Consider the following 18,746-nt stretch of genomic DNA (forward strand, 5'->3'; position numbering starts at 1 on the left):
TTTTTCTTCGTTTCATATGTTATGTTATTAATTAATTTATTCATTCGTCATCCCAGCGAAGGCTGGGATCCAGGTACCTCGTAGATAGTTTTCAATATAAGGAAAATTAAAATTTACGAAGCATTATTTATTATCAATATTTATATCAAGATTAGTCTCCATAATCATGTATCCATTATCTGTGGCGCCTGGATTCCCATTTTCATGGGAATGACGCGGAAATTTTATTTCCGCAAAATCTTAATAAAGGTATCACTCGGAATCTCCACGCTACCCTTACCCATTGCCATCATCTTCTTCTTGCCTTTCTTTTGCTTCTCTAATACTTTACGCTTACGACTCGCGTCACCACCATAAAGACCAGCTGTTACATCCTTGCGCATCGCTGATAAACGATCACCAGCCACCACGTGACCACCGATGGCAGCTTGCAATTTAATCACAAACATTTGGCGCGGAATGGTTTCCTTTAAAGTTTCAATAATTTCTTTACCGCGTCGGTTCGCCTCATTGGTATAAACAATCATTGATAAAGACTCAACCACTTCCTCGGCCACCATAATATCCATTTTAACCACGTCCGCTTCTTGGTAGCGAGAATATTCATAATTAATCGACGCATAGCCAGCGCTGATACTTTTTATCTTATCATAAAAATCCGTCAAAATCGTACTCATCGGAATTTCATAATGAATCACTGCTCTCGTTTCATCAATATATTCGGTCGTCTTGTAAACACCGCGACGCTCTTGCGCCAAAGACATAATGCCGCCAATATACTCCTTGGGTGTAATAATATCCAAATTTACCCACGGCTCTTCAATCTTTTCAATTACCTCGCGCGCGGGAAACTGTTGCGGTGTGCGAATAATGCTACTCTCGCCATTTTTGCGATAAATTTTATAAGCCACACTCGGGACAGTCACAATCAGTTCCAAATTATATTCTCGACGCAAACGTTCTTGAAATATTTCCAAATGCAAAATTCCCAAAAAACCACAACGATAACCAATGCCTAGAGCATCAGATTGTTCTGGCTCATAAACCAGAGCTGAGTCATTTAATTTCAATTTATCAATCGCATCACGCAAAGCCTCAAACTCATTACCCTCTTGTGGAAAAATACCAGCAAAAACCATCGGCTTCACTTCAGTATAACCTTTTAGAGGCTCCATATCTTTCGCATCTTTAACCAAAGTAATCGTATCACCCACTCGACATTCATTCACACTCTTAAAGCCTGTCACAATATAACCAATCTTGCCCGGTTCCAAATGCGCTGTCGAAAAATAATCCGGCTTCAAAACCCCAACATCAATAACCTCACTCTCAGCCCGTGTCGCCAATAATTTTATCTTATCCTTTTTACTTACAGTGCCGTCGATAATACGCACATAAGCAACCACGCCCTTAAATTCATCGTAATTAGAATCAAAAATCAAAGCGCGCAACTTGCCGTCATCAATTAATTTTTTCGGTGGTGCCACTTTTTCGATCACAGCTTGCAAAACCTCAGCCACGCCTTCGCCCGTCTTTCCGGAAGCATAAATAATATCTTCTTCATCACAACCCAATAAATTCATAATCTCATTCTTGGTTTTTTCTTTATCAGCGGCTGGCAAATCAATCTTATTCGCCACGGGAATAATCGTTAAGTTCTGATCCAGCGCTAAATAAAGATTGGCCAAAGTCTGCGCCTGAATTCCTTGCGTCGCATCCACAAGTAAAATCGCCCCTTCTACGGCAGCCAAACTTCGTGAAACTTCATAAGTGAAATCCACATGCCCGGGAGTATCAATTAAATTCAAAGTATAACCCTGATAGTCCATGGTTACTGGTTGCAACTTAATCGTTATTCCTCGCTCGCGTTCAATGTCCATTCGATCCAATAATTGAGCCTTCATCTTTCGTTTCTCAACCGTATTGGTAACCTCTAACATTCGGTCAGAAAGTGTCGATTTTCCATGATCAATATGAGCAATAATACAAAAATTTCTGATTTTATCCATATATATAATACTGTAATAAATACTAAACAAAGGCGAGATATAATAATCTTCGCCCCTTTCTCAGTTTCTGCATTTATCTTAACTATTTTTTAACTTTTAGTCAAATTAAGCTTGATTTATTAAATAAATACTGCTAAAATAAAAATAATTTTTAAAAATCATTTAATACAAAACCCGCCTACGTTAGAACTACGGCGCGGTAAGGCAAAATATGAAAGCTAATGAATTACGCCAGAAATATTTGGACTTTTTTAAGTCTAAGGGGCACACTATTATTCCAAGTGAATCTTTGATTCCGCAAAACGATCCAACTACCCTCTTTACCAGCTCGGGCATGCAACCGCTAGTTCCCTATCTTATGGGTGAAAAACATCCAATGGGCACTAAATTAACCAATTCCCAAAAATCATTCCGCTCCGAAGATATCGAAGAAGTTGGCGACAACCGCCATAATACTTTTTTTGAAATGCTTGGTAACTGGTCTTTGGGTGATTATTTTAAACAAGAACAAATCCCCTGGATGTTTGAATTCCTAATTGATGTTGTTGGACTAGATCCAGCCCGACTCTATACTACTGTATATAGAGGCAACGAAGAAATTGGCATTGAACGCGACATGGAGTCAGTCAATCTTTGGAAAAAGCTTTTCAAAGATAAAGGCATTGAAGCGATTGATATTGATTTTGCGGAAGACAAAGGCATGCAAGGTGGCAGAATTTTTTATTACGGCGATAAGAAAAATTGGTGGTCACGCTCTGGTATTCCAGCCAAGATGCCCATCGGAGAAATTGGCGGACCAGACAGTGAAATGTTTTACGACCTCGGCGCTGATTTAAAAAAACACGAAAATTCACAATGGAAAGACGAACCTTGCCACGTTAATTGCGACTGTGGTCGCTTTATTGAAATTGGCAACAACGTCTTCATGGAATTTCGCAAAACCGAAAATGGTTTTGAAAAATTACCGCAGAGAAATGTCGATTTTGGTGGCGGATTAGAAAGAATCCTAATGGCGGCTGAGGGCAAGGATAATATTTTTGAAACTGATTTATTTGTCAATATCTTAAACAAATTAACCGAACTCACCAACGGCAAAACCTACAAAGAAAACATGCACGCTTTTGAGGTTATTTCCGACCACTTAAAAGCAGCGACCTTTATCATGGGTGACAACAAAGGCATTGCCCCAGCAAACACTGATCAGGGGTACATTGTACGTCGTTTAATCAGAAGGGCCATTCGTTATGGTATGCAAATTGGCATCAATAAAAATGATTGGGCAAAAGAAATTGCGCAAATAGTAATCAGTGATTATGGTGATACTTTTATTGAACTTGAAAGAAATAAGAATTTTATTCTTGCCGAAATGTCTAAGGAAGAAGAAAAGTTTAGCAAAACCTTGGAGAATGGTTTAAAAGAATTCAAAAAATGGACAATGACAACAAGTAGTGCAATCGGAATCATACCAGGAAAGGTAGCCTTTGATCTTTTTACAACTTATGGCTTTCCGATTGAGATGACCGTGGAAATGGCTAAAGAACTACATAAGCAGGTCGATTTAATTAGCTTTGAAGAAGAATTAAAAAAACACCAAGACTTATCCCGTACAGCCAGTGCCGGCATGTTCAAGGGCGGACTCGCAGACCAAGGTGAAGAAACCAAAAAACTCCACACTGCCGCTCACCTACTTTTAGCCGCGCTTAGAAAAGTCCTTGGCAACCATGTCGTCCAGCGCGGTAGTAATATTACGGCAGAACGCTTACGCTTTGATTTCTCGCATCCCGACAAAATGACGGACGAACAAAAACAAGCCGTCGAAAAACTAGTCAATGAAGCCATTGAAGCTACGTTGCCAGTCAGCGTCGAAGAAATAACCTTAGATGATGCCAAGGCCAAAGGCGCCATGGGAGTCTTCGAATCCAAATACGGCGAAATGGTCAAAGTCTACGCTGTCGGCGAAGGCACGGATCGATTCTCTTACGAAATCTGTGGAGGTCCACATATAAATAATACTTCAGAATTAGGCAAGTTTAAGATTCAAAAAGAAGAAAGTTCATCTTCGGGAGTTAGAAGAATTAAGGCAATACTAAGCTAAACATCAATTAAAGCTCCCTCTCCTTGCCAGGAGAGGGTTAACGCAATCCTCGTCCGACAAATAATAAAGGGGACGAGGTGAGGTAGTTATTATCAAATCTTCAATATAAAAAAACTCGATTCAAGAACGAATCGAGTTTTTTGTATTCCATATTTTAAATTTTCTTCGGACCACCCCTCACCCCGACCCTCTCCCGCCGGGGCGAGGGAGAATATATAGCATCCTTTTCCTATATTTTCATAACCCGCATTTCCTCACCACTATCCTCCACTCCAAATCCCATCTTATTAATCTCATCGCGCAATCGATCCGACTCAGTCCAATCTTTCGCCACGCGCGCAATTTTTCTTTTTTCCACCAAAGCAATCACCTCCTGTGGCAAGGGTTTTTCTTTTTGCTTATCCAAATCCAAGCCAAGCACCTTGTCAAAATCCAAGATCGTCGCCAACTTATCAACCTTACTCAATTCCGATTTCAAAACTTCCTGCACTACCGCTAAGGCCTGAGGTGTATTCAAATCGTCATTAACTGCTTCTGAAAATTTATCCTTAAATTTCATATTCACAATGCCAGTTTCTAAATCTTCAACCTTAAACATCAAAGTCCGAACTTTATTCACTAAATTCATCAAACCATTATCGGCATTCTTCATTGCCTCCTCACTATATTCCATTGGCTTGCGATAATGTGTTTGCAAGGCCGCAAAACGATAAACCAAGGGATTAATATCTTTTTTAATTAAAGCATTTTCCAAAGTTAAAAAATTATCATCACTCTTCGCCATTTTCTTGCCACCAGCAATATTTAAAAAAGCATTATGTAGCCAATAGTTAAAGAACGGTTTACCCGTTGCTGCCTCAGATTGAGCAATTTCATTGGTATGATGCACATTAATATGGTCAAAACCACCGCAATGAATATCTTGATTATCTGGCAATTCAGCCATACTCATCGCCGAGCACTCTAAATGCCAACCCGGAAAGCCAACACCCCACGGACTCTCCCATTCCATTTGCCGCTTCTCATCCTTAGAAGAAAACTTCCATAGCGCAAAATCAGTCGAATTTTTCTTTTCCTCATTAATCTCCACTCGCGCGCCTTCACGCAAAGTTTCTAAGTCCAAATGTGACAGCTTATTATAATCGGGAAATTTAGCAGTATCAAAATAAATCCCATCACTAATCTTATAAGTAAAACCTTTTTCTTCAAGTATTTTTAATAAATCAATCTGCTCTTGGATATAATCAGTCGCCTTGGTAAAAATGCTTGGTTCCAAAATATTCATAAGCATCAAATCTTTCTTAAAAGCCGCCGTATAAAACTCCGCAATCTCCCAGGCTGTTTTACCCTCGCGCTGCGCCCCTTTTTCCAATTTATCTTGCCCTGTGTCACCATCACCAACCAAATGCCCCACATCAGTAATATTCATCACGTGTCGCACTTGATAGCCATTATACAACAAAACCCTCTTTAGGATATCCTCAAAGAGGTACGAGCGTAAATTGCCAAGATGGGCATAATTATAAACCGTCGGTCCGCAAGTATACAGCCCTACCACATCAGCCATAGCCTTAAATTCCTCCTTTTTCCTGGTTAAAGTATTTTGTAAATAGATTTTTTTCATAAGTTAATTCTATAATATTATTTAATTTTAAGCAAGAAAAAATAGCCACTTTTTTTCCAGGGCTATTTTTTTAAAATCAATAATCAAAGTAAATATTTACGCATTTTTAATTTTATCCATCAATCCATTTAACTCCTCATCGCTATAAAAATGAACAACGATCTGTCCACCCTTGCCGCTTCTCTTAATTTCCGCCTTAGCGCTAAAGAATTCTCTAATTGCAAATTCTTTGTCTTTGTCTAAATAATTAATCTTAACTCTGGCTTGCTTAGTGCCACCCATCTTGCGCACCTCGGTACTAGTATCGCCAACAGTTAATCCAGTGTGTAAAATTTGGCGAAATAATTTCATTTGCTTAACCTCGCCTTCGATACCAATAATGTATTTCGCATGACCTTCTGTGATTTTACCATCAATCAAGGCTAATTTTATTTCTTCCGGCAAATTCAAAAAACGTAAAGTATTGGCCACTACCGGTCTGGATTTACCGACTTTCTTAGCCACATCTTCTTGTGTCAACTTAAACTCATCAATCAGACGACGATAAGACATCGCGCAATCGATTGGATTCAAGTCTTCTCTTTGAATATTTTCAATCAAGGCTAATTCTAGTTTGTCCTGGTCAGCCACATCCTTGATAACCACGGGCACCTCCTTGAGACCGGCCAATTTTGAAGCACGCAAACGACGCTCACCGGCGATTAATTCATATTTACCGTTCTTCTTGGAGCCAACAATCAAGGGTTGAATAATACCATGCTCCCTAATAGACGCTGCTAACTCATCTAGTTTGTAATCAGTGAATTTGTGTCGAGGCTGAAAAACATTGGCAATTACCTCATCCGGACTAATCATCAGAACGCCACCATTGTAAGGAACAATCTCGTCATGCTCATCTCGAACAACTAGTGGTTGCTTCGCTGATTTTTGAGGAATAAGAGAGCCAAGCCCTCGACCCAATCCTGAGTTTGATATTGCCATATATATATTTTAAATTATTTAAATAATTATTTATTCAAGCCCAATTAATTCTCGCGCCAACTTCTCATAAGCCCTACCCCCCTTAGAGTTTGAGTCATAATGCAAAATTGAGCGACCAAAACTTGGCGCCTCGGCTAAGCGGACACTGCGCGGAATTACTGTGCGAAAAACACGATTAGGAAAATATTGATAAAGCTCTTTCATAACAGAACTAGATAAACGGTTACGACTATCAAACATAGTAATCACAGCCCCCATGATGCCCAACTCGGGTTTTAAACCGCCCTGAACCAAACCGATTGTTTCCAATAATTGACTAAGTCCTTCAAGGGCATAATATTCACTTTGAATCGGAATCAAAACCTCATCCGCAGCCACCAAACTATTCACGGTCAAAAGACCTAGTGATGGTGGTCCATCAATAATTACATAATCATATTCATCCTTAATTTCATCAAGAATTTTTTTTAAACGAAATTCACGCTCATCCATGCCAACCATTTCAATGCCAGCTCCTGCCAATGATAAAGTTGCAGGCGCAATCATATACCTGTCTTGAACCGTCCGTTTAATAATATCATAAATCGGTTTATGTCCAATTAAAGCCTCATAAATACCATGTGGCAAACCACGATGATCAATGCCAAGTCCGGAAGTGGCATTGGCTTGCGGATCTATGTCTACCAAGAGGACATTTTTGCCCAAATGTGCCAAATAAGCCCCCAGATTTACTGCAGTTGTGGTCTTACCGACTCCCCCTTTTTGATTTACAATTGAAATAATTTTACCCATTCTTACAATATTTTATACACAAGTTTATTATAACACTATTATACATTATTTTAAAATCTTTGACAATTTTTTTAAAATAGTATATATTAAAAATAATTAAAGCCGATCCGCCATGGCGGATTAGTTTTTTTTAAAAAGCCTCGGTGGCGGAACTGGTAGACGCGCGGGACTCAAAATCCCGTTCCTTTCGGGGAGTGAGAGTTCGATTCTCTCCCGAGGCACACAAAAAAAAGAGTCCTGAGATTTCAGGACTCTTTTTTATTATTCAATTTTCAGAACTATTTATCCGATGTCATCTTATGGTCAAAAAGATCCCCAATAAAAACACTTACTGCCGTCGCCACCGGAATCGACAAGATTGCACCAATAATGCCGGCAACACTAAAACCAATCATCAAAACAGAGATACTAATAATTGGGTTTAAACCAACTACTTTTTGCATTAACTTTGGCACGATAATATTATTCTCAGTCAATTGAATGATGTAGTAAAAAATCGCAACCGAAATAGCCAAAACAATACCGCCCTGCGCAAAAGCCAAAAACACAGCCGGAATTGCCGCAAAAATCGGTCCTAAATACGGAACTGATTCTGTTAAACCCGCAATTAAGGCCAGGACCAAGGCATACTTAACGCCCAACACTGACAGGCCAGCATAAACAAAAATAAAAATTATTACTGATAAAATTAATTGACCGCGCAACCACAGACCAATCTTTTTCTGCATCCTATTAATCAGGTGCATAGTATAAACCTGATATTTTTGTGGCGCCAATGACCAGACGATTTTCTTAATCGCATTTTCTTCAACCACCATATAAAAAGTAATCACCAGTGTCAAAAGAAAAGTAAATATTCCACCCACAAAACCAGAAATGGTTGAAAAGACACCACTCGTCGCATCTTGCACCGAGCCGATAGTGGCAAAATTATCTTTGATATAGGCTATCATGTTGGCAGCGGAAAGATCCTTGAAGACCGAAACTAAAATGGCCGCTTTTTCACCGATATAAGCTTTAAACTCGCCCGCAAACGGCATATTATTAGACAAGTCGGTAATTTCATTGACAATCGGCGGAATAATAAGATAAATCGACATTGCAAATACGCCAAAAACAGCCAGATACACCAATAAGACACCAACGCCTCGCGGAATTTTCTTATGATGCATCCAGTCTACCCAGGGATCAAAGGCTGAGGCTAGAATCAAAGAGATAAACAAAACTGCTAAAATATCCTTAACTAAATACAAAAAATAAAATAACACAAAAATCAAAATAACCTTAATTACGGTCATACTTTTGATGTTTATAAAAAGTTGATTTTTTTCGTCCATATTATTATTTTCGGTTGAGCAATCTTTATATTACCAACCACACAAAAGCCCTGCGGCTTTTTTAATATTAAACTCCTAATTCATTTATGACTACAAATTTTTTGCTCTCTAAAACTTCATACAAAAATACATCAGTTACTTCGCGACGATATTTAAATTCACGCTCCTCCATGCAAGTATAATTAATTTCTCGATCCAACTCTTTTTCCAAATCCTCAACCAGCTTTTCAACCTTTGGTTTATTTACTTTTCCGACTAACAGCAAATCAACTTTTGCAGCCTTGTTGCCAACAAAAAAACCAGACATGACCAACAACTTAATACTACCGGTTTTTTTCAAGCTATTAATAAAGTCCTCCTCGTATAAAACTTGCGCCTTCATTATTAACGCCTTCAGCTCCTCGAACAAAATGAATTGCCTGTTTATCCGAAAAGATTTTTCCACTTTTTTAATTTTAACTGATTCTTCTTTCTCTTTACGTTCCTTGGCCTCTTTTTCTTTTTTCAAATTTTCTCTTTGCATCTCCTGCACTAACATATTTTCAGGATATAATTCCTCACCAATATCAATAGTTCTTCTTTCGTCATTTTTTTCACCAGACGTCAAAAGGCCAAATTTTTCTAAATTCTCAAGCTCCTTTATCACCAAAAGCAATTGCAATCCAAAATCTTTAGCCAACTGCTTGGCAAAAAAACCCTTGTCTGGGCTGGATAAAAATATTTTTAAAATTTTAACTCTTAAATTTGAACCAAATAATTTTTCTAACATAACTAATTTTCTATTATATATTATTTATCCTCCTTGATATTTCTATACCTTTTATAGTATAATATTATTAGAATTAAGTCAAAATTTTAAATAGGAAAATCGATGTACAACAAAATCGCCCAATTCTCTCTATCCTCCAAAAAAGCAAACAATATTAACGATATTTTTGTCGCTCAGCCTGATTTTAATATTGAAAAAATTGCCGGAAAACTGTTTATCGTCATGGAAATTGACACTACTTACAAAAATACGCCCAAAATAATCAATTTCTTAAATAATACGATTAATAGTAATTATTATCAAAATGAAAAAATAATCCTCAGGGAAAAAATAAGCACACTCAAAATAGAGCACATTTTTGAGGCCTCTCTTACCAAAACCAACAAACAATTTACCGAATTTCTAGAACGAGAAAAAATAGATTTTGATTTCGACACTATTAATGCCACGGTTGGCGTTATTCATGAAAATGACATTCATTTTGCCAACACGGGCAAAAACAAAATTCTCCTTGTTTACAAAAATCTCAAAAAAGAAAAAGAAAGCCCACTTATAAGCGAGGCCAAAAAAGAGGAATATAAAATATCCGAAGTCTCCAAGCACATCATTAGAAGTAAAGATGACGAGGAGAATAATGAAAAATTATTCTCTAATGTTATTAGTGGTAAAATACCAGCAAGAGGCAATCTCATTGTCTGCAATGAAGCTTTGCCGGAATATTTTTCCAATAAACAACTTATTGACACGGTCGCCACGCTGCCGCCAGTTCCAGCTGTTACTCAAATCAAAAACTATCTCAGCGCTCTCAATGTGTATACTTCATTTTATGGCATAATTATCAAAAACACTTCTCTTGATCCAGAAGAGCCTCGTCCAAGCACTAGATTAATGCCCAATACCAATAACTCGATTAGTCAACTCAATAAAACCGAAAATGAAACGGAGGGCCTCTTGTCCCCTGGCAACATATTCAGTCAAATAAAATTACCAACCGCGCTTAATCTTTTTTTAAATAGACGAAAATCTAGCTCAAGCGCTAACCACATCTTACTCAAAGACAAAATCTTTTTCAGAAAGAAAAATTTCACCATCCTTAAAAAATTATGGGACTACGTAAAAAACTTCTTTATCTACACTGGTCATCTTATTACCCATCTGACTAAAAATTTATTTAACAATGACAAGCCGAAGAAATTAATTAAACAAATTGCCATTTTTTTCAAAGTCCTAAATATTAAGAATAAAATTCTATTAGCCTTATTCTTCTTTTTTATCGCGCTCTTTGTTTCTAATTCCATCTACCTAAAAACCAAAAATCAAAAACAAGAGGCGCAAATTGATTATAAAATTCTTACCGCCGAAATCGAACAAAAACAAAATCAAATTGACGCAACCCTTTTATACAACAACGACAACGGCGCCAAAAAACTTTTCTCCGAGCTTGAAGTCCTGATTGGCCAATTACCGCAAAAGTCACCCGAAGACAACCAAAACTACCTAAAATTTAAAACCAAGATTGATGCACAAATGGAAAAAATTCGCAAAATAACCAAGATTGATAAACCAGTGGAGATTGCCAATTTTAGTAAGCTCAACGCCAATGCCCAGACCAAAAATATCACTTTTGTGCCTGATGATAAGCAGGGAATAATTTATGGCACTGATCCAATTCAAAAATCGATCTATACTATTAATGTCAAAGAAAATTCAGCCACTATTTTCACACCCAAAGAATCAATTAACATCCTTAATCTTTTATCCCCCTCCAAAAATGGTGAAAATTTAATTTACTACTTAAATGACAAAAGCATCATCGAGTTTGACCCAGGCAAAAACACACTGAGTGAAATTGCCATCGAGGAAAAAGCTTTGGATAATCTCGTCTCCGCCGAGGCCTACGGTGATAAAATGTATTTATTTAATAAAAATGGCGAAATAATCAGATACACCAAAAAAGGCAAAACCTTTGCCTCGGCCTATCTTTGGAATCAAAACAATACTGCCGATCTCAAAGATGCCATCGGCATTAGCATTGAAGGCAACATCTTTGCTCTCAGCGCGACTGGTTCCATTATCAAGTTAGCCCGTGGCGAAAAAGTTGATTTCCCCCTTGAACAAATCGATCCTCCGTTTAGCAATCCAACCAAAATCTACGCTTCGCCAAGTCTTAAATTTCTCTATATCCTCGAACCAAGCCAAAAAAGACTGGCCGTCTTTGACAAGGACGGAAAATTCCTCGCTCAATACAAATTTGACTCATTGGAAAATGTTGCAGACTTTGCTATTGATGAAAAAAATAAAAAATTATATCTTCTAAATAATAACTCTGTATTCAGCGCTACTACTAATCATTTTTAGAAAACACTGTCTTGGATATAAAAAAATACGACTTGCATAAGTCGTATTTTTTATTTTCAAAATTATTTTCTCGCCAATTCAACCGCATTTTGAATGCGATAATAATTAATCCCAACATCTGCAATCCATTTATCAACACTTTCCGGACTGTGCCCCGCACAGGTACTGCCACATTTCCAGGAAATCATCTGCTCTGGTGTTCGCGCGCCTTGTTTTACGATTCTAGCAATCCGATCACCAACCACTTGAATAGCATGATCCGGGTTATCAAAACAAGAATAGCCACTCTTAGTTGTATTTTCCCTACCTCTATATCCCCAATAATTAAAACACTCTTTCCCGTCTTTTTTCGGTGAAAATTTTCCAAACTTACTTTCCTTCATGGCAATGCCAACAATAAAGGCCGCTGTCGTTTCATCACGATTAGCAATAGCGTCGGTCATTTTTTCCATGGGCGTGCCTTTTATAATTTTACTTATGTTGTTGTGCAAAATCTGATTAGCGATTTTTTTCTTCACTGGTTGCATTACAAAAAGTTTACGCGGATTCACTACATTCTTATATAATATCGCTGAACACATTTTTTCTGCATTAACACCTTCATTCAATGACAAAGCTGGAAAGAAAGGCACGGACGGATTTATCAAAAACAAAGCAAACAAAGCAGCCAACAAAAGTTTCTTTTTGTTGAACGGTTTTTTGGGAGCACTAACTAGAGCTACTCTAGCCGCCACCATCTTTTTATGACGTTTTTTCTTCCGAGACTTCTCCGCCTCCTCCAACCTCCTTAATTTGAGTTTTTTCTTATTAGAATTTGAATCTTTTTTCATTATTTTCGAAAATTTCTAAAACAAAAAGAATAGCCTTCGGCTACTCTAACATAAACGCATCTTAGCAGTTCAAGCCAAACTTGTCAATGCTAAACAAAAAAATAAGGCTAATTTTAGCCTTATTTTATTTGAAGAGCTTGAATTATTCCAGTTATTCTTCACTCATTGTTATCAAAATGTATCTTGCTACTAAATTTTACTTAACCAGTTGTTCCGCATGATCACAAACGCCATTGTTATTAGTATCAGCAAAACCAACACTATCACCAGCACCCTTGTGCATCGCGCAACCACCGCCGGTGTGACCAGCACCATTATTCATGCCGCAGCCACCGCTACGATTACCACGTCCTTGTCCTAAACCAAGTTCTGTGCGAATTTTTTGTGCTTCGCCATATTCACCATCAACCATTAATTGGTGCATTTTGTTGAATTGGTCAAAGTTTTTCTCAGTCACCACTTCTGATGCCCGACCGCCTTTACTGCCCATAGCTTCGCGCCATGCGCCATAATTATTAGACGCAGCGTAAACTACAGTCACAGCTGAAACAGCTAAGATAGCCATGCCTAAACCGATAAAAAGATGTGTTTTGTTCATATTATTGTTTCGCCACGCCATAGTTTTGGCGATGGCGGGTATTTAATAAATAAAAGCGAAAGTTAAGCCTTTCATTCTTATTACGCAAGCCTTATTATTTTTCTTTCACTATTTCATCATTTGACACGCTCCAGCGCTCTCCATTACAGCACAACCACCAGACATCAACCACGGACGTACCTCTTGAACAATAAAATTATTTCCATCCATAGTTCCAATTAATTTAACTCTTAAATTAATTTCAGCCCGCAGATCATGTCGCCATAAGGCTTTACTTGCATCAACTGTCCAAGTCCGTCCATCAAAATCCTGAAAACTAAAATTATTATCATCTTGAATCTTAATTATTTCACCCGCCAATAAGCCTTCATTCGGCCGTTGCCACATATCTTTCATATAGGCCTCCCTGTTTTGATATAATGGCGAAGCGCTAAAAAAACTATCCATACGCTGACTAGCACCAAAATAATTCAGCGACCCGCCTAGAATTAATCCCAATAATAGTAAACTTAAAGTAATTTTCAAAACTGAATAACGATAGCCACGGCCGATATTACGAAAATCGAATAAAGCCAAACCACCGCCAATAATAATCACGCTTAATAATAACAATGGCATTCGTCCAAAAAATAAACCAAACCCAAGACGACCGCCATGCACCCATGGACCATCAGACCAAAAATACCATAGCAAACCAAGAGCTGAAATTATCAGCAAAATAAACAACCCTAGTCCAATCCACTGTCCACTATCACGCAAACGAAATTGCCAAATCGGCAAAGGTTTAATCTGTTCTTTTTTAATTTTATTTAAAACTTTGTCTGAAATTGTATTCATAATATTAATTTAGTAATTCACCTTCAATAATTTTCGCAAATTGTTTCTTCGCCCGATTAACCAAGGTTGCAATCGTCCCCATCGGTTTTTTTAAAATATCAGACATTTCGCTATAATCTTTTTCTTCAAAATATTTCAAAATCAAAACCTCCCGATATTTAGAATCTAATTGCTCCAAAATAATATTTATTTTCTTTTGCAAAAGCTCTTGATCAATTTGTTTACCTGGGCAATTATCGCGTGCCATTTCTTGCCACGGTGCCAAGTCTGATAATTCCACCGTCGGCCGCACGTTAACCTTGCGAAAGGCACTGATAGTCTGATTGTGTGCAATCCGGTACAACCAAGAGGAAAATTTCAAATCTTTATTAAAATCATTTAGATGTAAATAGGCATTTAAAAAAACCTCCTGCAAAACATCCTCGGCATCCGTGGAATTACTACCAAGCCGAACAACATAACGCCGCAAAGCCTCAGTATAACGATTAACCAAACAAGCATAATAATCAGAATTGGCTAAAACAAGCTCAACTAATGCCTCGTCGGAGTATTTTTGACATTCATTTTCCGTAATCATAATTAAAGTATAGCACAATTAGTACGCATGTTAAGCAATTTTTCTTTCAAATTATATGTTAATTAATAAACACCCGGATTATATTTTAAATATTCAACTTGACAGATATTTTCATTATGATACTATATCAATAGTCATTGATATACTTTAATCAAAAAATTGTATTTTATTAATTTAAAAACTCACTATGAAAAGAAAAATTATTCAAATTGATGAAGAACTATGTAACGGCTGTGGTGCTTGTACACACGTCTGCGCCGAGGCAGCTCTAGAAATCGTTAACGGCAAAGCAAAACTTGTTCGAGATTTTTTTTGCGACGGTATGGGGGCATGTTTAGATGTTTGCCCGGTTGACGCCTTGAAAGTCGTCGAAAAAGACACAGACGCTTATGACGTAGAAAAAACCGCCGAACATGTGCGCAAGGCTCGCGGCGAGGAAGCGGTAAAAAATGTTCACGGTTATCAAGCTGAGGATGAAAAGGAAATTGCGGGAGCGCCGATGGCCTGCGGTTGTTCTGGTTCAATGATGCGTGATTTTTCAGATACTCCCCCACCTAGTCCTAATAATATTGAACAGACTAGCGCTGTCTCCGAACTAAGGCAATGGCCTGTTCAACTTCACTTAGTCAGCCCGGCGGCTCCTTATTTCAAGGATGCTGATTTATTGATCTCTGCTGATTGTGTGCCCTTTGCTTATGCGAATTTTCATAATAAATTTCTAAAAAACAAAAAACTCATCATGTTCTGCCCCAAACTTGATAGCGGGCAAGAAGAGTATGTAGAAAAACTGACTGAATTATTCCAAACACAAAATATCCGTTCCGTAACCTTGGTCCGCATGGAAGTGCCCTGCTGTGGTGGAGTTGAATATCTTGTCACCGAAGCCATCAAAAGAGCAGGCGTTAATGTAATCATCAAAGACTACACTATCTCTATCAGAGGTGAAGTTGTTTAAACTTATGAAATTAACTTGTTGTGATTTAGCTCAAAAAAAAATAAAACTTAAAACTGCTGTAAAATTTTTAAAGGTTATATCCGATGAGAATCGCCTAAATATTTTACGCATTTTAAGAGACAAAGAATTAAGCGTCAGTGAAATCTGGCAATATTTAGACTTGTCACAAAATCTCGTTTCACATCATCTAAAAGTATTAAAAGATTTTGGCCTGGTCGATTCCCAAAAAAACGGCATGAAAGTTATTTATTCCTTAAACTTAAGCAATGCCAAAAGATATAAAGCTTTATTAATTAATTTTATATAAAAACCTACTCAATAATTAATCAATTGATAACACGGTTGCTAACCTAAAAAATATGTTAAAAGTTAATTCCGCTGAAATTTATAAATTTGCCGACATGGTCGGCTATCAAGACGGCTCGATTGTTAGTCGCGAGATTATCCAAAAACCAAGTGGCACTATTACTGTCTTTGCCTTTGGCGCTGGTCAAGGATTAAGTGAACACATTGCCCCCTTTGACGCACTCGTCTACATCCTCGATGGACAAGCCGAGGTTATGATTGACGGAAAAATGTCTGAAGTTGGTCAAGGTGAAATGATAATTTTACCAGTCAATGTTATTCACGCCCTTAAAGCCGTTCAAAAATTTAAAATGGCCCTGATAATGATTCGCTAAAAAAATATACCAATGACAACAAAAAAACCACTTTGAAATAATTACAAAGTGGTTTTTTATACGCCCCTAGACGGGGGTTCTTCTTGGTTCATGTTAGTATTGTTCGGTTATGTTTCCGTCAGTCTTGTTTACCAATTCATATCTCTTGAAAAGATAAACGCTAATAACAGTTCCTACAGCACAACCAGCCGCATAAATAAAGGCGATTCGCCAATTACTTATGTCACCAACAATTTGCTGTAAAACATAATACCAAATAAGTACATTAACCATAGTGATTGCACCGGATGCCAAGACTTGAGTCTTTGTCACAACTTTTGTCCAAGCCGTCACTATCACCATTTCGATAACGCCGATAAAAAATAGTGTCATATGGTTAAAACAGTTTAATTAAGTTTTTTTTATAAAAGTTCGACCTTTCTTTTATCAATAAACAAAAAACGTCCCAGGCCATTAAAGCTGAAACGCTTCTGATTAAGATATTTGCATTATAAAACATTTCCACGCTGTCGTCAATTTATAAGTCAAGAAACCAAACAAAACTGCAAAATGTTGATATTATTTTACCAATATTAAATAAATATTATTTCAAAATAAAATTGAAAAGATAACCAGTAAAAATAATGCCCACCCCAACCGTGCTGGCAAAAATAACAATAAGTCTCGTCCTCATCACCTTTTTTAAAATCATAAATTCCGGCAAAGACAGAGCGGTCACCGCCATCATAAAAGCAAGGGTCGTGCCCATGCTTACACCCTTTTCAGTTAAGGCACTAACAAGCGGAATCACGCCAGCCGCGTTAGAGTACAGCGGAATACCAATTAAAGTTGCCAAGGGCACGGCATACCACTTATCTGATCCGGCATATTGCGCTAGAAAATCTGTCGGCACATAGCCGTGAATCCAAGCCCCCAAACCAATACCAATGATAATATACGGCCAAACTTTTTTAACAATATCAAGTGTATAATCCCAAGAGAACTCTCGTCGCTCCTTGGTGGTCATCTTCATCAGGGGCATAACATTCGCCTGCGCTCTATTTTTGTTAATAAAATCTGCCAATAAATGCTCAACATTAAAAAAACCGATTGCCAGACCGGAAAAAATCGCGATCATCAGACCACTAACAATATAAATCACTGCAATCTTCCAGCCAAACATCCCCATCAATAAAACCAAGGCCACTTCATTAATCATTGGCGATGATACTAGAAAAGAAAAAGTCACACCTAACGGCACGCCAGCTTCCACAAAACCAAGAAACAACGGCACAGCGCTACACGAACAAAAGGGCGTGATAATGCCAAACAAAGACGCCAACACGTGACCGAAATATTTATTTTTGTGCGACAAAATGCCCCGGATCTTTTCTGGCGGTAAGTAGGTACGGAGAAACGACACGGCATAGATAATCACCACCAAGAGTAAAAAAACTTTAATAACATCAAAAATGAAATAATCGATTACTTCACCAACATGCGTTTCTGGATCAAGACTTAATAAACTGAATGAAATCCAATCAGCTAATAATTGCACTGGATAAAAAATACTCATAAATTTACCATCTATCATTGCCGCAAGCGCAAGTGCCAATACGGACGTCCGGCTTTTTCTTTTTATTCGAACCCAGTAGCTCTTTTATTTTTTCCAAACTTGGAAATTGTCCAGCCGTAATCACCTTACCATCTATTACCAAAACCGGGCTCGACATCACACCCAAGGCGAGAATTTTTTCCATGTCATTTATATACTCAACTTCAACCTCGAGATTAAGTTCAATAGCCGCTTGCCTAGTGCGTTCATACAGTTTTTTACAGGTCGGACAACCAGTGCCCAAAACTTGAATGTTCATAGTTTTACTTGATTAATTTATTAAATAATAGCTTGTATTCTTTTAAGACTTTTTTATTAACGCTATAACGAATAAAATTCCCCTCTCGCTTCTCAGTCACTAAACCGACTTTCTTCATCTGCCCCAGATGGTGCGAAGTTAATTTTTGCGAAATCCCAATATCAGCAAAAATATCCGAAACACATCGAGGTTTATCTTCAAGGATACACAAAATTCGAAGGCGATTCTTGTCAGCAATGATTTTCAAAAAATCATATACTCGACTCACCTCTTTTTCTTCTGTCGTATTTTTTGTGCAACACTTGAACTCCATAAAAAAACTATACTAATTTATATTAGTATAGTAGCAAAATTATATTTAAGCGTCAAGTTGTTGTCAATCCATAATCCATATTTGAAAAAATTAGTTACTTGATATGTGCTTAATATATCAAGAATTAATCAATGAATC

Annotated in this window: 19 protein-coding genes and 1 tRNA gene; 6 read left to right on the forward strand and 14 right to left on the reverse strand. The window is 37.6% G+C overall.

Annotated features, from left to right (window positions below; translation table 11 throughout):
- Positions 1-224: 224 nt before the first annotated feature.
- Positions 225-2,009, reverse strand: coding sequence for a translation elongation factor 4 (gene lepA / locus KKD45_02095; protein MBU4309295.1), 1,785 nt, complete (start codon positions 2,007-2,009; stop codon positions 225-227).
- Positions 2,010-2,220: 211 nt separating this feature from the next.
- Here lepA and KKD45_02100 point away from each other — a divergent pair, with 211 nt between their 5' ends.
- A complete protein-coding gene (locus KKD45_02100; GenBank protein MBU4309296.1) occupies positions 2,221-4,104 on the forward strand; it encodes an alanine--tRNA ligase in 1,884 nt (627 codons plus the stop codon).
- Positions 4,105-4,333: 229 nt separating this feature from the next.
- On the opposite strand, the gene cysS is transcribed toward KKD45_02100, so the two are convergent.
- The 3 genes from cysS to KKD45_02115 all read right to left on the reverse strand — a co-directional run bounded on the left by cysS (position 4,334) and on the right by KKD45_02115 (position 7,501).
- Complete coding sequence (gene cysS / locus KKD45_02105; protein MBU4309297.1) at positions 4,334-5,728, reverse strand: cysteine--tRNA ligase; 1,395 nt, start codon at positions 5,726-5,728, stop codon at positions 4,334-4,336.
- Between the two features lie 96 nt (positions 5,729-5,824).
- Entirely contained in the window at positions 5,825-6,709 is an 885-nt protein-coding gene (locus KKD45_02110) for a ParB/RepB/Spo0J family partition protein (GenBank protein ID MBU4309298.1), read from the reverse strand.
- A 30-nt stretch (positions 6,710-6,739) separates the two neighbouring features.
- The gene (locus KKD45_02115; GenBank protein MBU4309299.1) at positions 6,740-7,501 is read right to left on the reverse strand and encodes an AAA family ATPase; all 762 of its coding nucleotides are present in this window, start codon (positions 7,499-7,501) and stop codon (positions 6,740-6,742) included.
- A 137-nt stretch (positions 7,502-7,638) separates the two neighbouring features.
- Here KKD45_02115 and KKD45_02120 point away from each other — a divergent pair.
- Positions 7,639-7,722, forward strand: a tRNA-Leu gene (locus tag KKD45_02120).
- A 57-nt stretch (positions 7,723-7,779) separates the two neighbouring features.
- Here the strand turns inward: KKD45_02120 and KKD45_02125 are convergent.
- Entirely contained in the window at positions 7,780-8,838 is a 1,059-nt protein-coding gene (locus KKD45_02125) for an AI-2E family transporter (protein ID MBU4309300.1), read from the reverse strand.
- A gap of 67 nt (positions 8,839-8,905) precedes the next feature.
- Positions 8,906-9,607, reverse strand: a complete 702-nt coding sequence (locus KKD45_02130) for a hypothetical protein (GenBank protein MBU4309301.1) — start codon at positions 9,605-9,607, stop codon at positions 8,906-8,908.
- A 102-nt stretch (positions 9,608-9,709) separates the two neighbouring features.
- On the opposite strand from KKD45_02130, the gene KKD45_02135 reads away from it, so the two are divergent.
- Positions 9,710-11,965, forward strand: a complete 2,256-nt coding sequence (locus KKD45_02135; GenBank protein MBU4309302.1) for a hypothetical protein — start codon at positions 9,710-9,712, stop codon at positions 11,963-11,965.
- Positions 11,966-12,027: 62 nt separating this feature from the next.
- Here KKD45_02135 and KKD45_02140 read toward each other — a convergent pair whose 3' ends face one another.
- The 4 genes from KKD45_02140 to KKD45_02155 all read right to left on the reverse strand — a co-directional run bounded on the left by KKD45_02140 (position 12,028) and on the right by KKD45_02155 (position 14,807).
- On the reverse strand, positions 12,028-12,795 hold the full coding sequence (locus KKD45_02140) for a hypothetical protein (GenBank protein MBU4309303.1): 768 nt from the start codon (positions 12,793-12,795) through the stop codon (positions 12,028-12,030).
- A gap of 196 nt (positions 12,796-12,991) precedes the next feature.
- Entirely contained in the window at positions 12,992-13,414 is a 423-nt protein-coding gene (locus tag KKD45_02145) for a hypothetical protein (protein ID MBU4309304.1), read from the reverse strand.
- 87 nt (positions 13,415-13,501) lie between these two features.
- Positions 13,502-14,230 carry a hypothetical protein gene (locus KKD45_02150; GenBank protein MBU4309305.1) on the reverse strand — a complete coding sequence of 243 codons (729 nt, stop codon included), beginning with the start codon at positions 14,228-14,230 and terminating at the stop codon, positions 13,502-13,504.
- A gap of 4 nt (positions 14,231-14,234) precedes the next feature.
- Positions 14,235-14,807, reverse strand: coding sequence for an RNA polymerase sigma factor (locus tag KKD45_02155; GenBank protein MBU4309306.1), 573 nt, complete (start codon positions 14,805-14,807; stop codon positions 14,235-14,237).
- 187 nt (positions 14,808-14,994) lie between these two features.
- On the opposite strand from KKD45_02155, the gene KKD45_02160 reads away from it, so the two are divergent.
- Genes KKD45_02160 through KKD45_02170 form a run of 3 tightly spaced genes read left to right on the forward strand, consistent with a single transcriptional unit; the run spans position 14,995 to position 16,442 of the window.
- Positions 14,995-15,762: a 4Fe-4S binding protein gene (locus KKD45_02160; protein ID MBU4309307.1), complete on the forward strand. Its 768-nt coding sequence runs from the start codon at positions 14,995-14,997 to the stop codon at positions 15,760-15,762.
- Between the two features lie 4 nt (positions 15,763-15,766).
- The gene (locus KKD45_02165; protein ID MBU4309308.1) at positions 15,767-16,069 is read left to right on the forward strand and encodes a metalloregulator ArsR/SmtB family transcription factor; all 303 of its coding nucleotides are present in this window, start codon (positions 15,767-15,769) and stop codon (positions 16,067-16,069) included.
- Between the two features lie 52 nt (positions 16,070-16,121).
- The gene (locus KKD45_02170; protein ID MBU4309309.1) at positions 16,122-16,442 is read left to right on the forward strand and encodes a cupin domain-containing protein; all 321 of its coding nucleotides are present in this window, start codon (positions 16,122-16,124) and stop codon (positions 16,440-16,442) included.
- Positions 16,443-16,535: 93 nt separating this feature from the next.
- Here the strand turns inward: KKD45_02170 and KKD45_02175 are convergent, their stop codons facing one another.
- The 4 genes from KKD45_02175 to KKD45_02190 form a co-directional block, all read right to left on the reverse strand.
- Positions 16,536-16,814 carry a hypothetical protein gene (locus tag KKD45_02175; GenBank protein ID MBU4309310.1) on the reverse strand — a complete coding sequence of 93 codons (279 nt, stop codon included), beginning with the start codon at positions 16,812-16,814 and terminating at the stop codon, positions 16,536-16,538.
- Between the two features lie 211 nt (positions 16,815-17,025).
- Positions 17,026-17,997 (reverse strand): permease, encoded by a 972-nt coding sequence (locus KKD45_02180; GenBank protein ID MBU4309311.1) that lies wholly within the window; start codon positions 17,995-17,997, stop codon positions 17,026-17,028.
- Positions 17,998-18,001: 4 nt separating this feature from the next.
- Positions 18,002-18,295: a TM0996/MTH895 family glutaredoxin-like protein gene (locus KKD45_02185; GenBank protein MBU4309312.1), complete on the reverse strand. Its 294-nt coding sequence runs from the start codon at positions 18,293-18,295 to the stop codon at positions 18,002-18,004.
- A 4-nt stretch (positions 18,296-18,299) separates the two neighbouring features.
- Complete coding sequence (locus tag KKD45_02190; protein ID MBU4309313.1) at positions 18,300-18,608, reverse strand: metalloregulator ArsR/SmtB family transcription factor; 309 nt, start codon at positions 18,606-18,608, stop codon at positions 18,300-18,302.
- Positions 18,609-18,746 lie beyond the last annotated feature (138 nt).

Source organism: Patescibacteria group bacterium (assembly GCA_018897195.1).
Taxonomy (GTDB): Bacteria; Patescibacteriota; Patescibacteriia; order Patescibacteriales; family UBA12075; genus JAHILH01.

What these genes read in the sequence shown, in the direction of transcription:
- lepA (MBU4309295.1), bottom strand. Translation starts at nt 2,009, where the DNA reads ATGGATAAAATCAGAAATTTTTGTATTATTGCTCATATTGATCATGGA.
- KKD45_02100 (MBU4309296.1), top strand. Translation starts at nt 2,221, where the DNA reads ATGAAAGCTAATGAATTACGCCAGAAATATTTGGACTTTTTTAAGTCT.
- cysS (MBU4309297.1), bottom strand. Translation starts at nt 5,728, where the DNA reads ATGAAAAAAATCTATTTACAAAATACTTTAACCAGGAAAAAGGAGGAA.
- KKD45_02110 (MBU4309298.1), bottom strand. Translation starts at nt 6,709, where the DNA reads ATGGCAATATCAAACTCAGGATTGGGTCGAGGGCTTGGCTCTCTTATT.
- KKD45_02115 (MBU4309299.1), bottom strand. Translation starts at nt 7,501, where the DNA reads ATGGGTAAAATTATTTCAATTGTAAATCAAAAAGGGGGAGTCGGTAAG.
- KKD45_02125 (MBU4309300.1), bottom strand. Translation starts at nt 8,838, where the DNA reads ATGGACGAAAAAAATCAACTTTTTATAAACATCAAAAGTATGACCGTA.
- KKD45_02130 (MBU4309301.1), bottom strand. Translation starts at nt 9,607, where the DNA reads ATGTTAGAAAAATTATTTGGTTCAAATTTAAGAGTTAAAATTTTAAAA.
- KKD45_02135 (MBU4309302.1), top strand. Translation starts at nt 9,710, where the DNA reads ATGTACAACAAAATCGCCCAATTCTCTCTATCCTCCAAAAAAGCAAAC.
- KKD45_02140 (MBU4309303.1), bottom strand. Translation starts at nt 12,795, where the DNA reads ATGAAAAAAGATTCAAATTCTAATAAGAAAAAACTCAAATTAAGGAGG.
- KKD45_02145 (MBU4309304.1), bottom strand. Translation starts at nt 13,414, where the DNA reads ATGGCGTGGCGAAACAATAATATGAACAAAACACATCTTTTTATCGGT.
- KKD45_02150 (MBU4309305.1), bottom strand. Translation starts at nt 14,230, where the DNA reads ATGAATACAATTTCAGACAAAGTTTTAAATAAAATTAAAAAAGAACAG.
- KKD45_02155 (MBU4309306.1), bottom strand. Translation starts at nt 14,807, where the DNA reads ATGATTACGGAAAATGAATGTCAAAAATACTCCGACGAGGCATTAGTT.
- KKD45_02160 (MBU4309307.1), top strand. Translation starts at nt 14,995, where the DNA reads ATGAAAAGAAAAATTATTCAAATTGATGAAGAACTATGTAACGGCTGT.
- KKD45_02165 (MBU4309308.1), top strand. Translation starts at nt 15,767, where the DNA reads ATGAAATTAACTTGTTGTGATTTAGCTCAAAAAAAAATAAAACTTAAA.
- KKD45_02170 (MBU4309309.1), top strand. Translation starts at nt 16,122, where the DNA reads ATGTTAAAAGTTAATTCCGCTGAAATTTATAAATTTGCCGACATGGTC.
- KKD45_02175 (MBU4309310.1), bottom strand. Translation starts at nt 16,814, where the DNA reads ATGACACTATTTTTTATCGGCGTTATCGAAATGGTGATAGTGACGGCT.
- KKD45_02180 (MBU4309311.1), bottom strand. Translation starts at nt 17,997, where the DNA reads ATGAGTATTTTTTATCCAGTGCAATTATTAGCTGATTGGATTTCATTC.
- KKD45_02185 (MBU4309312.1), bottom strand. Translation starts at nt 18,295, where the DNA reads ATGAACATTCAAGTTTTGGGCACTGGTTGTCCGACCTGTAAAAAACTG.
- KKD45_02190 (MBU4309313.1), bottom strand. Translation starts at nt 18,608, where the DNA reads ATGGAGTTCAAGTGTTGCACAAAAAATACGACAGAAGAAAAAGAGGTG.